At 63.1% G+C, this 13,812-nt stretch carries 10 protein-coding genes; 8 read left to right on the forward strand and 2 right to left on the reverse strand.

Annotated features, from left to right (window positions below; genetic code table 11):
• Position 1 precedes the first annotated feature (1 nt).
• From AC6UUM_RS02690 to AC6UUM_RS02720, 7 genes are all read left to right on the forward strand, one after another.
• On the forward strand, positions 2-433 hold the full coding sequence (locus tag AC6UUM_RS02690; RefSeq protein WP_500803812.1) for a type II toxin-antitoxin system VapC family toxin: 432 nt from the start codon (positions 2-4) through the stop codon (positions 431-433).
• Positions 420-1,424: a ligase-associated DNA damage response exonuclease gene (locus AC6UUM_RS02695; protein ID WP_500803813.1), complete on the forward strand. Its 1,005-nt coding sequence runs from the start codon at positions 420-422 to the stop codon at positions 1,422-1,424. Before AC6UUM_RS02690 ends, AC6UUM_RS02695 begins: the two co-directional genes overlap by 14 nt.
• Before the next feature lie 31 nt (positions 1,425-1,455).
• Complete coding sequence (locus AC6UUM_RS02700; RefSeq protein ID WP_500803814.1) at positions 1,456-2,478, forward strand: quinone-dependent dihydroorotate dehydrogenase; 1,023 nt, start codon at positions 1,456-1,458, stop codon at positions 2,476-2,478.
• Entirely contained in the window at positions 2,475-2,879 is a 405-nt protein-coding gene (locus tag AC6UUM_RS02705) for a GNAT family acetyltransferase (RefSeq protein ID WP_500803815.1), read from the forward strand. Before AC6UUM_RS02700 ends, AC6UUM_RS02705 begins: the two co-directional genes overlap by 4 nt.
• A gap of 58 nt (positions 2,880-2,937) precedes the next feature.
• Positions 2,938-4,671, forward strand: a complete 1,734-nt coding sequence (gene ggt / locus AC6UUM_RS02710) for a gamma-glutamyltransferase (protein WP_500803816.1) — start codon at positions 2,938-2,940, stop codon at positions 4,669-4,671.
• Between the two features lie 65 nt (positions 4,672-4,736).
• Positions 4,737-6,569, forward strand: coding sequence for an AMP-dependent synthetase/ligase (locus AC6UUM_RS02715; protein ID WP_500803817.1), 1,833 nt, complete (start codon positions 4,737-4,739; stop codon positions 6,567-6,569).
• Between the two features lie 413 nt (positions 6,570-6,982).
• A complete protein-coding gene (locus tag AC6UUM_RS02720; RefSeq protein ID WP_500803818.1) occupies positions 6,983-8,725 on the forward strand; it encodes a DUF262 domain-containing protein in 1,743 nt (580 codons plus the stop codon).
• A 271-nt stretch (positions 8,726-8,996) separates the two neighbouring features.
• On the opposite strand, the gene AC6UUM_RS02725 is transcribed toward AC6UUM_RS02720, so the two are convergent.
• A complete protein-coding gene (locus AC6UUM_RS02725) occupies positions 8,997-10,964 on the reverse strand; it encodes a transglycosylase domain-containing protein (protein ID WP_500803819.1) in 1,968 nt (655 codons plus the stop codon).
• Positions 10,964-12,556: a peptide chain release factor 3 gene (locus AC6UUM_RS02730; protein WP_500803820.1), complete on the reverse strand. Its 1,593-nt coding sequence runs from the start codon at positions 12,554-12,556 to the stop codon at positions 10,964-10,966. The genes AC6UUM_RS02725 and AC6UUM_RS02730 overlap by 1 nt, the downstream gene beginning before the upstream one ends.
• A gap of 202 nt (positions 12,557-12,758) precedes the next feature.
• Between AC6UUM_RS02730 and AC6UUM_RS02735 the strand changes: the two genes are divergently transcribed.
• A complete protein-coding gene (locus tag AC6UUM_RS02735) occupies positions 12,759-13,808 on the forward strand; it encodes a D-alanyl-D-alanine carboxypeptidase family protein (RefSeq protein WP_500803821.1) in 1,050 nt (349 codons plus the stop codon).
• The last annotated feature ends 4 nt before the right edge of the window (positions 13,809-13,812 follow it).

Genomic DNA, 13,812 nt, shown 5'->3' on the forward strand with positions numbered 1-13,812 from the left:
GGTGTCGCGCTGGCTGATCGATACCAACATCATTTCCGAATTGATGCGGGTGCCATGCAACCCGAATGTGGCGCGCTGGATTGACGCGCAGCGCAGTGACAATCTGTTGGGCAACGCGGTGACGGTCATGGAAATTCGCCAGGGACTTGCAACCTTGCCCTTCGGCCAACGGCGAGTCGGGCTGGAATTGCGCTTTGCCGCCTTGTTGGCCGAGCGTTTTGCCGGCCGGATCCTGCCATTTGACCAGGCTGCGGCCGAGCGCGCCGGCTTGCTGGCCGCAGAGCGGCGCACCATCGGCCGACCCGTCGATATCCGCGACACCATGATCGCCGGCATCGCGCTCGCCAACCGCGTTGGCATCGTCACCCGCAATATCGGCGATTTCCAGGGACTCGACGTGCCGTTGGTGAACCCGTTCGATGCCCAGCCCTGATTGGATCATCCCGCAGCCGCAGGGTCTGTATCTGCCCGGCATCGACACCTGGATCGATCCGTCACGCAGCGTGGAGCGCGCCATCATCACCCATGGCCATGCCGATCATGCCCGCGCCGGGCATGGCAAGGTGCTGGCCACCGCTGAAACACTCGGCATCATGCACCACCGCTTCGGGCCGCAGCCGGGCGGGCAGGCGCTGGCCTATGGCGAGCGGCTGGCGCTGGGCGATGGCATATCGCTGATGCTGTTGCCGGCCGGCCATGTGCTGGGATCGGCGCAGGTGGTGCTGGAAAAGGCCGGCACCCGCATCATCGTGTCGGGCGATTACAAGCGCCGGCCCGATCCGACCTGTGCGCCGTTCGAGGCCCTGCCATGCGACATTTTCATCACCGAAGCCACCTTCGGCCTGCCTGTGTTCCGCCACCCCGATACGGGGCAGGAAATCCGCAAACTGCTGGCCGCGCTCAATGCCAATCCGGATCGCTGCGTCGCGGTGGGCGCCTATGCGCTCGGCAAGGCGCAGCGGGTGATCGCCGAGCTGCGCCGGGCCGGGCATGACGCGCCCATCTATCTGCACGGCGCGATGGTGGCGCTGTGCGAACTTTATCAGGCGCACGGCATCGAACTGGGCGATCTTCGCCCCGTCGGCCTGCTGAAGGGCGATGCGCTGAAAGGCCATATCATCATCGCGCCGCCATCGGCGTTGCGTGATGTGTGGAGCCGGCGCTTGCCCGATCCGATCACCGCCATGGCATCGGGCTGGATGCGCGTGCGCCAGCGCGCCGTGCAGAGCGGCATCGAACTGCCGCTGGTGATTTCCGATCACGCCGATTGGGACGAACTGACCGCCACCATCACCGAACTGAACCCCGCCGAAGTGTGGGTAACGCACGGCCGCGAGGAGGCGCTGGTGCATTGGTGCGCGCTCAATCAGCGCCGCGCGCGGGCGCTCGCCCTGGTCGGGCGTGAAGAGGAAGATGGGGATTGAACGGGGGCGTGCCCCCTGCCATGCGCGTCCCATGTTTTCGCTCGTCCGCCCCCTGCTGTTCGCGCTCGACCCGGAGGTCGCGCACAATCTGACCATGGCGGCGCTGAAAACCGGGCTGGTTCCGGCCGCGCCGGCCGATGATCCGATCCTGGCCACGGAATTTGCAGGGCTGCGCCTGCCCAATCCCATCGGCCTCGCCGCCGGCTTCGACAAGGATGCCGAAGTGCCGGACGCGATGCTGAAATTGGGCTTCGGCTTTGTCGAATGCGGCAGCGTCTGCCCGCGCCCGCAGCCGGGCAATCCCAAGCCGCGGCTGTTCCGGCTGGTCGAGGATGCAGCCGTCATCAACCGCTTCGGCTTCAATTCCAGGGGCGTCGAATTCGCCCACGCCCGCCTTGCTGCCCGCCGCGGCAAACCGGGAATCGTCGGCATCAACCTGGGCGCCAACAAGGACAGTGCAGACCGCGCCGATGATTATGCCGTGGGCCTGCGCGCGCTGGCGCCGCTGGCGTCCTATGTCACGGTCAACATCTCCTCGCCCAACACGCCGGGTTTGCGCAGCCTGCAGGACGGCGCGGCGCTGGCCGATCTGATCGCGCGGGTGATGGCGGCGCGCGGCGCGCTGGAGGTGCCCGTCTTCGTCAAGGTCGCCCCCGATCAGGGCGAAGATGATTGGGCCGTCATTACCCGCGCCTGCATCGATGGCGGCATCGACGGGCTGATCGTTTCCAACACCACCTTGGCGCGGCCCGCGCTGGCCAGTGCCCACGCCGGGGAGATGGGCGGCCTGTCCGGCGCGCCGCTGAAACCGCTGGCGCTGGCCGCGCTCAAGCGTTTCCGCGCCGAGGCCGGCGGGCAATTGCCGTTGATCGCGGTGGGTGGCATCGCCAGCGGGCAGGACGCCTATGATCGCATCCGCGCCGGGGCGGGTGCGGTGCAGCTTTATTCGGCGCTGGTCTATCACGGGCCGGGGTTGGTGACGCGCATCAAGGCGGAACTCGCCGCCCTGCTGCGCCGTGATGGCTTCGCCAGCGTGGGCGAAGCGGTGGGATGATCGCGCCGCTGGCCGCAGACGCCATTCCGGCGGCGGTGGCGCTGTGGCACGCTGCCAGCCTGACCAGGCCGTGGAATGATCCGGTGGCCGATGCAATGCGCGCGCTGGCCGGGCCATCCTCCACCATCCTCGCCGCACACGACGGCGAACGGCTGGTGGGCACCGTGATGGTCGGCCATGATGGTCATCGCGGCTGGGTCTATTATCTGGCCGTCGCCGATGATTGTCGCCGCGCGGGCCACGGCCGCGCCTTGATGGCCGCCGCCATGGACTGGCTGCGCGTCGCTGATGTGCCGCGGCTCAATCTGATGGTGCGCGCGGGCAATGATGCGGTGCTTGGCTTCTACCGGGCGCTGGGCTTTCGCGTGTCTGACGTGCACGTGCTGCAACATGATCTGTGACAGGCCCTGCGGTTTAGGCACTTTTCTTGGGCTTAAATCGGCTTAAGGTGCGGCCATCATGATCCGCTTCACGCTCCTCGCCGCTTCCCTGCTCGCCACTGCTGCCGCGGCCCAGCCCATCCCGAAAGACGCTGACAGCGGGCCAGTGCAAGCCGCCAGCACCGCCGGGGCCGGTCCGTTCAAGGCCGTAGTGTCGGCCGCCAATCCGATGGCGTCCGAAGCCGGCCTGTCCATCCTGAAACAGGGCGGCAGCGCGGCCGATGCCGCCATCGCCACCATGCTGGCGCTCACCGTGGTGGAACCGCAATCGAGCGGCATCGGCGGCGGCGGCTTCATCGTCTATCAGCCGGCCAAGGGCGCGCTCGGCACCATCGATGGCCGCGAAACCGCGCCGGGCGTCGCCAGCCCGAAACAGTTCCTGGATGATGCCGGCAAGCCGATGCCGTTCATGAAGGCCGCCACCGGTGGCCGCAGTGTCGGCGTGCCGGGCAATGTCGCGCTCGCCGCCGAGGCGCACAAGCGCTGGGGCAAGCTGCCGTGGGCCAAATTGTTCGAACCCGCCATCCGTCTGGCCGAAGGCTTTGCCATTTCGCCGACCCTGGCGCGCTTCATCGCCTTCGGGCAGGACAGTCTGAAGCAGGCCGGCCCGGAAGGCCGCGCGCTTTATTATGACCAGGCTGGCGCGCCGCTGCAGGCCGGCACCATCTTCCGCAATGACAAGCTCGCCGCCACGCTGCGCACGATTGCCGTGCAGGGGCCAGATGCCTTCTACAAAGGCGCAATCGCGCAAGGCATCGTGCAGACGGTGACGACGGCCGAAGCCAATCCCACCGCGATGACGCTGGCCGATGTCGCCGCCTATCAGGCCAAGGTGCGCGAGCCGGTGTGCGGCAGCTATCGCCAATACAAGGTGTGCGGCATGGGCCCGCCCTCGTCCGGTGGGACCGGCGTGCTGGCCATGCTGAAGCAACTCGAGCGGTTCGACATGGCCGGGCTGGGCAAGGACAATCCGGTTTCGTGGCATCTGTTCGCCGAAAGCCAGCGGCTGGCCTATGCCGATCGCGAAAAATGGATCGGCGATCCGGGCTTTGTCGCGGTGCCGACCAAGGGCCTCGCCGATCCGGCCTATCTTATCACGCGGTCCGGTCTGATCAGCGCCGGGGCGCGCATGGCCAAGGTGGTCGCCGGCATGCCAGCCGGGGCGCCGGTGGCGCGGGTGACGGCGGCGGACAATGAAGTGGCTGGCACCACCAACTTCGCCGTGGCCGATGCCGCCGGCAACATCACCACCTGGACCTCGACGGTGGAAAAGACCTTCGGTTCGGGCCTGGTGTCGAACGGCTTCGTGCTTAACAATGAATTGACCGATTTCAATTTCGCGCCGGAAGATCAGGGCAAGCTCACCGCCAATCATGTCCAGCCGGGCAAGCGGCCGCGCTCCGCCATGTCGCCCACCATCGTCTATGATGCCAAGGGGCAGCCGATCCTGGCCATTGGTGCCGCCGGCGGGGTGACCATCATTGCCCAGGTGACCAAGGCGATCATCGGCGTGCTCGATTGGGGGCTGCCGGTGGAACAGGCGATTGCGCTGCCGCAATTGATCGCGATCGGCGATCGCCTTTCGGTGGAAAAGGGCACCTATCTTGAAACGATGATTCCGGCCCTGACCGCCATGGGCCATCAACCGGTGGCGACGGCGCTGCCGCTGAAATTGAATGGCGTGCAGCGCGTGGCGGGTGGCTGGCGCGGCGGCGCCGATGCGCGCGGCGAAGGCCGGCCGGCCGGATACTGAACCAACAAGATGGCGGCGAACGAAGCCGCTGCGGGGAGAGGGTGATGTTGCCGAAATTGCCGCCAATGCGGCCTGCCGCCATTGCGGCCCGCATCGATCAGACGCCAAATCTGGTGACGATGTTCCTGGATCGCGCCGATGAACAACCGTCGCTGCCGTTCCTGACGGCGCGGATCGGCGGCCAGTGGCGCGCGATGAGCTGGGCCGAGGCGCGTGACGCGGTGGCCAGCCTGTCGGCAGCGCTGATCGCGAACGGCATCAAGCGCGGCGACCGCGTGTGCATCGTTTCGGAAAATCGCCCGGAATGGTGCCTGGCTGATCTGGCCATCATGGCCGCCGGCGCCATCAGCGTGCCGGCCTACACCACCAACACCGAAGCGGACCATACCCATATCCTGACCAACAGCGGCGCGCGCGCTGTGGTGGTATCGGGGCCGAAACTGGCGAAAAATCTGCTGCCGGCGATGCTGGCCACCGAATCCTGCCGCATCGTCGTCACCATCGATCCCGTGCAGGATGTGCAGGGCCTCGCCATCCACGAATGGGGCAAATTGATCGCCAGCCGCGGCGCCATGCTGGATGAGGATCGCGCCGCCGTCCGCGCGCGCGCCACCATGAACCGCGATGATCTGGCCTGCCTGATCTATACCAGCGGCACCGGCGGCGCCCCGCGCGGCGTGCGCCAGCATCATGGCGCGATCATGCGCAACATTTCCGGCGCCATCACCGTGATCGAGCAGGATTTTCCCGATCCGCCGCCCGAGGCCAAGGGCGAGATCTTCCTGTCCTTCCTGCCACTCAGCCACGCCTATGAGCATACCGCCGGGCAGTATATGCCGATGGGGATGGGCGGGCAGATCGTCTATGCCGAAGGGCTCGAAAAGCTGGCGAGCAACATCGAGGAGGCCAAGCCGACCTTCATGGTGGTGGTGCCGCGCCTGTTCGAAGTGCTGCGCATGCGCATCGCCAAGCAGATCGAGAAGCAGGGCGGGCTGGCGATCACGCTGCTCAACCAGGCGCTGGCCATCGCGCGCAAGGAAGCCAAGGGCGAGACGCTCAACCTGGCGGAAAAGCTGATCGATCAGGCACTGGAACGCACGATCCGCAAATCCATCCGCGCCAAATTTGGCGGGCGCCTGCGCGGCATGGTCGCCGGCGGCGCGCCCTTGAATCCGGAAGTCGGCATCTTCTTCACCGCCATCGGCATCCCCATCCTGCAAGGTTATGGCCAGACCGAAGCCGGCCCGGTGATCAGCTGCAACCGGCCGCGCGCCCGGCTGAAGATGCACACCGTCGGCCCGCCCCTCACCGGCGTCGAGATCAAGATCGCGCCCGATGGCGAGATATTGGTGCGCGGCGAGCTGGTGATGGACGGTTACTGGATGAACGACGCCGAAAGCCACAAGGCCCTGAAAGACGGCTGGCTCTACACGGGCGACATCGGCCACATCGACAAGGATGGCCATCTGGTGATCACCGATCGCAAGAAGGACATCATCATCAACGACAAGGGCGACAATGTCGCGCCCCAGCGCGTCGAAGGCATGCTCACCCTGCAGGACGAAATCGCCCAGGCGATGGTCTATGGCGACAAGCGGCCCTATCTCGTCGGCGTGGTCGTCCCCGAAGCCGAATGGGCGCTGGGCTTCGCCCGCGACAAGGGCCTGCCGGCCGATCTGCACAAATTGCGCGACGAACCCGAATATGTGCGGGCGATCCAGGCCGCGGTGGACCGGGTCAACCAGCGGCTGAGCGTCATCGAAAAGGTGCGCCGGGTGATCATCGCCGATGAACCGTTCAGCACCGACAACCAGCAATTGACGCCCTCGCTGAAAATCCGGCGCCATGTGCTGCGGCAAGTGTATGGCGAGCGGCTGGATCGGCTGTACAAGGATTAAGGCAAAATATTAGCCTCCGGCGGGCAGGGGTGACCCCTGCACCCGATTGTTTTCGGGCGGTGCTTTGCGACAGTTTGGACGCGCTGCCGCAATTGCCGCCATTCGCAAATGCCAAACGAGCATGGCTGCTTCCGACCCAGAACAAGTCGTTGACCAACCGGGCGGCAAATGACCGCTGCCGCCGGAACCGGTCGCCGGCGACCGTGGAATCACCTACCAGCAACGCGCTCAATTTCTAACAGAAGATGACGTCGCAAATAGGCGCGGTTGCTGCAGCTTGGATGAAATCAAGATATTTTGCCTCGACTTATCTATGTCACCGAAATCGCCAAGCCATTCCGGACATTGCCTTTGCCAATGAATGAGGTGATATTGAACGCGGTACGAACTTGGAAGTATGGCTGGAGGGAAAGATGGCATTTGTTGAACCGATCACGATCAAGGACGCCATCGACAACATTCACCGCAAAAATTACCTGCTTCCCGCAATCCAGCGCGAATTCGTCTGGAGCGTCGATCAGATTGAGACGCTCTTTGACTCACTTATGCGGGACTATCCAATTAATTCATTTCTATTCTGGGAAGTCGAACGCAACAATGTCGACAAATACCAGTTTTATGAATTCGTCCGTGACTACCACGAGCGCGACAGCTACCATAACCCAAAAGCCAACCTGAGCGGCGAATCCGGGATTATCGCTATTCTTGATGGCCAACAGCGCCTGACTTCGCTTTATATCGGGCTCAAAGGTTCATATGCCTATAAAATGCCACGCAAGCGCTGGGATAATGATGCTGCTTTTCCCAAGCGGTATCTCTATTTGAACCTCTTCCACGCTCCCACGGAAGACAGTGACATCGAGTATCAATTTAGCTTCCTGACAAAAAAGGAAGCTGAGGTTCGTGACGCTGAAAATTTCTGGTTTAAGGTTGGCGACATTCTCGACATAATTGAACCAGTCGATGTCAATGATTATCTGCTGAATAATGGTGTTTCGCAGTTTGGAAACGACAAGTTTCGGCTGGCTAATAAAGCTCTATTCAAGCTGCATGACGTCATACGAAAGAGCAGATCGATCAATTTTTTCCTCGAGCGTGGCGAGGACCTCGACAAGGTTCTCAATATCTTCATCCGCGTAAACAGCGGCGGCACTCAACTCAATTATTCTGATCTTCTGCTGTCAATCGCCACGGCTCAATGGAAAGAAAAAGATGCACGCGAGGAGATCACGGAATTTGTTGACGAAGTGAATGCGATCGGCGACGGCTTCAACATTAACAAGGACTTCGTCCTGAAATGCTGCCTTGTCCTCGGCGGATTTCGGGAAATCGCTTTCAAAGTAGACAATTTCAACAAAGCAAACATGCTCAATATCGAGCGCCAATGGGATGACATCGCCAAAGCGATCAGCGCCGCTGTTATCCTGCTCGCCAATCTCGGTTATCACCGCGATACGCTGACATCCAACAACGCCCTGATCCCAATCGCCCTGTATCTGAAGAAGATTGGCGTCCCCAATAATTTTGCCATCGCATCAAAATACGAGGCTGACCGCAAGGCCATTTTCAAATGGCTGGTGATCGTCCTCCTCAAGCGCACATTCAGTGGTCAACCCGATAACGTGCTTCGTCCTATCCGCGATGTCATCAACAACGCCGAACCAGGTTTTCCGTTCGAAGAGATCGCAAGCAAGTTGAAGGGTGGGACAAAATCCTTGTCATTCGACGATGACGAGATCGTGAGTCTGCTACACTACAGCTACGGCGAAGCATACACCTACTCTGTCCTAGCATTCCTTTACCCGATGCTGGATTTTCGCAATAAATTCCATCAAGATCACATTTTCCCAAAAAAGTTATTTACGAAATCGCGTCTGTCGAAGGCGGGAATTGACGATAAAGACGTTGAATTTTTCATGGAAAAATTCAACAGTCTCGCCAATTTACAACTGCTCGAAGGAGTTCCGAATCAGGAGAAATCAGGCAAAGATTTTGATGCGTGGCTGAATCAGAAATTTCCCTCCAAGGCGGATCGTAAGGACTATATGGCCAAGCACTATATTCCTGACGTCGATATTTCTTTTGCCAACTTCCGGGAGTTTGTCGAGAAACGGGAAAGGATGCTAGTGAAGGCGTTAAAAGGATTGCTGGCGTGACGAAGGAAGACAATTTTTCCCAAACGTCCGGTTTCGCCAAAACCCGCCGTTCGGCGTAGACATCGCGAACGGCAGCAACGTCCCAAAATCGGTCATTCGCTACTGTTTGCAGAGCCAACGATTGAATGGCTGCTTCGGGGCAAGGCAATGCACACGCTGAACTACCGGCTGGCAGGCGCAAAGCGGACGATCGGCAACCGCCCTCCCCGCCAGCGCACGCAAAAACAACCGGGTGCAGGGGTCACCCCTGCCCGCCGGAGGCACCTTTTTTCTACTGCGGCGGCGGCAGGGCCGGCACTTGCGGCGGATCCGGCGGCACATCGGCTTCGTTGCTGTCGGGCGGCGGCGGCTCGGTCGGCGTGCCATCGAGGTTCAGAGTCATGCCTTCCATATCCAGCGCCAGCGCGTCCATGTCGACCTCGACCGGCGCCAATTCGGCCTCGCGCTCCAGCCGGCCTTCCGATTGCAGGGCGGCGGTCATGAAGCCCTTCCACAGCCGCGCTGGCAGGCCGCCGCCGACCAGGCTGGCCGCCATCGGTGAATTGTCGTCATTGCCCACCCAGATGCCGACCACCAGATCGCCGGCAAAGCCGATGAACAAGGCGTCGCGGTGGTTCTGCGTGGTGCCGGTCTTGCCCCAGGTCGGCATCGACAGCCGCGCGGCGTTGCCGGTGCCGTTGCGCACGGCGGATTGCAGCAATTGCATCATGTCTTCGCGCACCGGCCAGCTGGCTGCGGTGGCTTCGGTCGGCGCGACCTTTTCGGGCCAGGGATCGGCGCGCCACAGGCCGGTGGCGCGCACCGGATATTTGCCGCTGGCCACCGCGGCAAAGGCGCGGGTCATGTCGATCAGCGGGATCGGCGTGGTGCCCAGCGCCATCGCCGGATAGATGCTCACGCCGCCGTCGATGCCGAGCTTCTTCACCTGCTTCGCCACTGCCGGGATGCCGACCTGCTGCGCCAGCTTGACCGCCGCGATGTTGGAGCTGGCGGCAAAAGCGGTGGCGATGCTGATCGGGCCGCGGAAGCGCAGATCGTCATTCTTCGGCGCATAGCATTCGCCTGGTAGCTGGCCCGGCCCGCAGATTTCGATGGGCTCATCAACGATCGTGTCACCGGGCTTCACCCCGGCCTCCAGCGCGGCAAGATAAACGAACAATTTGAACGAGCTGCCCGGCTGGCGCTGGGCCTGGGTGGCGCGGTTGAAGCTGCTGGCCTTGTAATCCGTGCCGCCGACCATCGCCACCACCCGGCCATCCAGCCGCATGGCCACCAATGCTGCCTGCGTGACATTCAGGCCGCGGGCGCGTGCCAGGCCATCCTTGATCATGTCTTCGGCGATGCGCTGCAACTTGGGATCGAGCGTGGTTTTCACCACCGTCTCGCCATAGGCGGCATCATTGGCCTCCCGCGCTTCGGCGAGCACCCAATCGGCGAAATAGCTGCCGGTGGGCAGTGGCTTGCGACCCGGACGATAATCGGCGGCACGCGCGGCCTTGGCCTGAGCGGCCGTGATGGCGCCGGTTTCCACCATCGCCGCCAGCACTTGCACGGCGCGCGCCCGCGCCCGTTCCAGATGCCGCGAAGGGGCGAGCCGCGACGGCGCCTGCACCAGCCCGGCCAGCATGGCGGCTTCGCCGAGCGTCAATTGCTCAGGCGCCCTGTCGAAATAGGTGCGCGCCGCAGCGCGAATGCCATAGGCGCCATCGCCGAAATACACCGAGCTGAGATAATTCTGCAGGATCTCGTCCTTGCTCAGCCGCGCCTCCAGATAGAGCGCGATGATGATCTCCTGCAGCTTGCGCTTGACGCTGCGTTCGGCGGACAGAAAACTGGTTTTGGCCAATTGCTGGGTGAGCGTCGATCCGCCCTGGCGCACGCCGCCGGCCTGGGCATTGGTGACGAAGGCCCGCAGGATGCCGACCGGATCAACGCCGAAGTGCTCGTTGAAGCGGCGATCCTCGATGGCGATCAGCGCGGCGGGCACATAGGCCGGCAGGCGCGCGATCAACACCGGTTCTTCCTTGTAATCGCCGCGCCGGGCAATGGGCTTGCCGGTCATGTCGGTGATCACCAGGCTGGGCTGCTTCAGCGGCTCCAGCGCCCGGCCGAGCGGCGCGGTCGCCACCAGCCAGGCCAGCAGTGCTGCGAACAGCGCGACAACCGCCGCGACGAACCACCAGCGATACGGCCGCACCAGCCCCCAGAACGTCCCGATGCTGGTGGGCAGGCTGGCCATCACGCACGTTCCCGTGTGGCGGAAAAGCGGATCGCCGGATAACGGCCTTGCACGAAATTCAGATCCCAATTGTCGCGCGCCATGAACACCGGCGCGCCATCGCGATCTTCGGCCATGGCGCTGCGATGCTCCTCCATGAAGCTTTTCACATCGGCCGGGGCGCCGCCGATCCAGCGCGCCGTATCATACGGGCTGGCTTCAAAACTGGCGGCGACGCGATATTCGGCCTCCAGCCGGCTGATCAGCACTTCCAGCTGCAACTGGCCCACCACGCCGACAATCCACTGGCTGCCGATCGCCGGCTTGAACAATTGCGTCACGCCCTCTTCGGCCATGTCGGTGAGCGCGGTTTTCAACTGCTTGGATTTGGTGGGATCATCCAGCCGCACGCGGCGCAGGATTTCCGGCGCGAAATTCGGAATGCCGGTGAAGGTCACATCGTCGCGCTCCACCAGGCTGTCACCCACCCGCAGCACGCCGTGGTTGGGGATGCCGATGATGTCGCCCGGCCAGGCTTCGTCGGCAATTTCACGATCCTGCGCGAAGAAGAAGATCGGCGAGTTGATGGCGATCATCTTGCCGGTGGCCATTTGCTTCAGCTTCATGCCGCGCCGGAACCGCCCGCTGGCCAGCCGCAGGAAGGCGATGCGATCGCGGTGCTGCGGGTTCATGTTGGCCTGCACCTTGAACACGAAACCAGAAACCTGCGCGCCCATCGGATCGACCGCAGCGGGCAGCGCCGGTTGCGGGCGGGGGCTGGGTGCCAGATTGGCCAGCGCCTCGATCAAATCGACAACACCGAAATCCTTCAGTGCCGATCCGAAGATCACCGGGGTCAGTGCGCCGGCGCGATATTGTTCGATATCCAGCGAGGCATAGCCGCCTTCGGCCAGTTCCGCCTGTTCGCGCAAGCGCCCGGCCATCGGCCCGGCCAGCGCATCGATGCGCGGATCATCGAGGCCCGTCACCTGGACGACATCGCCGGCCAGCCGGCTGTCGTTGCCATCGGGCCGGTGAAAGCGATGGGTTTTCAGATCATAAAGCCCGGTGAATTCACCGCCCATGCCGGCCGGCCAGTTCAACGGCGCAACCTCCAGCGCCAGCATGTCGGCGATTTCATCGAGCAGGTCGAACGGGTCGCGGCCTTCGCGATCGACCTTGTTGATGAAGGTGATGATCGGCACGTCGCGCAGGCGGCAGACTTCGAACAACTTGCGCGTCTGCGCTTCGATGCCCTTGGCCGCATCGATCACCATCACGGCGGAATCGACCGCGGTCAGCGTGCGATACGTGTCTTCGGAAAAATCCTCGTGGCCCGGCGTGTCGAGCAGGTTGAAGGTGATGCCGCCGCGTTCGAAGGTCATCACGCTGGAGGTGACCGAAATGCCGCGCGCCTGCTCGATCTTCATCCAATCCGATCGCGCCCGGCGGTTCTGCCCGCGCGCGCGCACTTCGCCGGCGGCGTGGATGGCGCCGCCGAACAGCAGCAATTTTTCGGTCAATGTCGTTTTGCCGGCATCAGGATGCGAAATGATGGCAAAGGTGCGCCGCCGCGCGACCGGACCGAGCAAAGGGGAAAGGGGCGCGTTCATCTGGGGAGCGGCATCCAACAACAGGCGCGGCGCATGGCAGATGTACGCACAAAGGGCAATGGGGCCGCCAAGTTGCGCGGACGCGTGCGTGGTTTCACCGTGCATTTGCTGCGACAGGGCGCAGCACCGGCAATCGCCCCCTATGCAGTGGCGCGACATTCAGGTTACAGTTCGAACTGGGGATATAGAGGGAGCAAAACGCTTGTCGATCAAGGCTCTGGCGCAATGTCTTGCGATACTGCTGGCGTTGCTGGCGCCATCTGCTTTTGCCGCAAGCCTTTATACTGCGCCGCGTTATGCCGCGATCCTGATCGATAACGCCACGGGCGAAGTCCTCTATGCTCGCCGCGCCGATGAAACCCGCTATCCGGCCTCGATCACCAAGGTGATGACGCTGTATGTGGCGTTCGAGGAAATCGCTGCCGGCCGGCTGCGGCTGGATGATGATATCCGCATTTCGCGCCAGGCCTGGATCCAGGCGCCGTCCAAACTCGGCCTGCGCGTTGGCGCCACGATCAGCATGCGCGATGCCATCGGCGTGATCGCCACCAAAAGCGCCAATGATATCGCGGTCGCCGTTGCTGAACATATCAGCGGCAGCGAAAGTGCATTCGCCGTGCGGATGACGGCGACCGCCCGCCGGCTGGGCATGATGGGCACGACCTTCTACAATGCGTCGGGCCTGCCGCATCCGGATCACACCACCACGGCGCGCGATATCGCAATATTGTCCCGTGCCATGCTGCGCGATTTCCCCGATTATTATCCGGCGTTCAGCCAGGCCCATTATCAATATCGCGGCCAGGCGGTGGCCAATCACAACCATCTGCTGCGCACCATGCCCGGCGTCGATGGCATCAAGACCGGCTTCACCAATGCGGCGGGCTTCACGCTGGCGGCGTCCGCCGTGCGCGATGGCCGCCGGCTGGTCGCCGTCGTGCTCGGCGGGCCGAGCCGGCTGGGCCGGGATAACAATGTCGAAGATCTGCTCAGCATCGGCTTCGATGTGCTGGCCGCGCGGCAACAGGGCCAGAGCTTCACCGTTGCCAGCCGCTTTGCCGAGCCTGACGATCTGCCCGATGCCGTGATGGAAAGCCTGGCCGGTGACGTCGCCGCAATCGACGGCGAAGTGCAGCAACCGGTGCGCGCCGTGCAACTGGTGGACGTCGCCAGCGCCATCACCACGCTCGGCGAAGCCGGCCTTTCCGCGCCGCGCCTGGCTGGCGGCGGTGGTGGCCTGCCGCGCCGCTGATAAT

This window comes from Sandarakinorhabdus sp. (assembly GCF_987265915.1).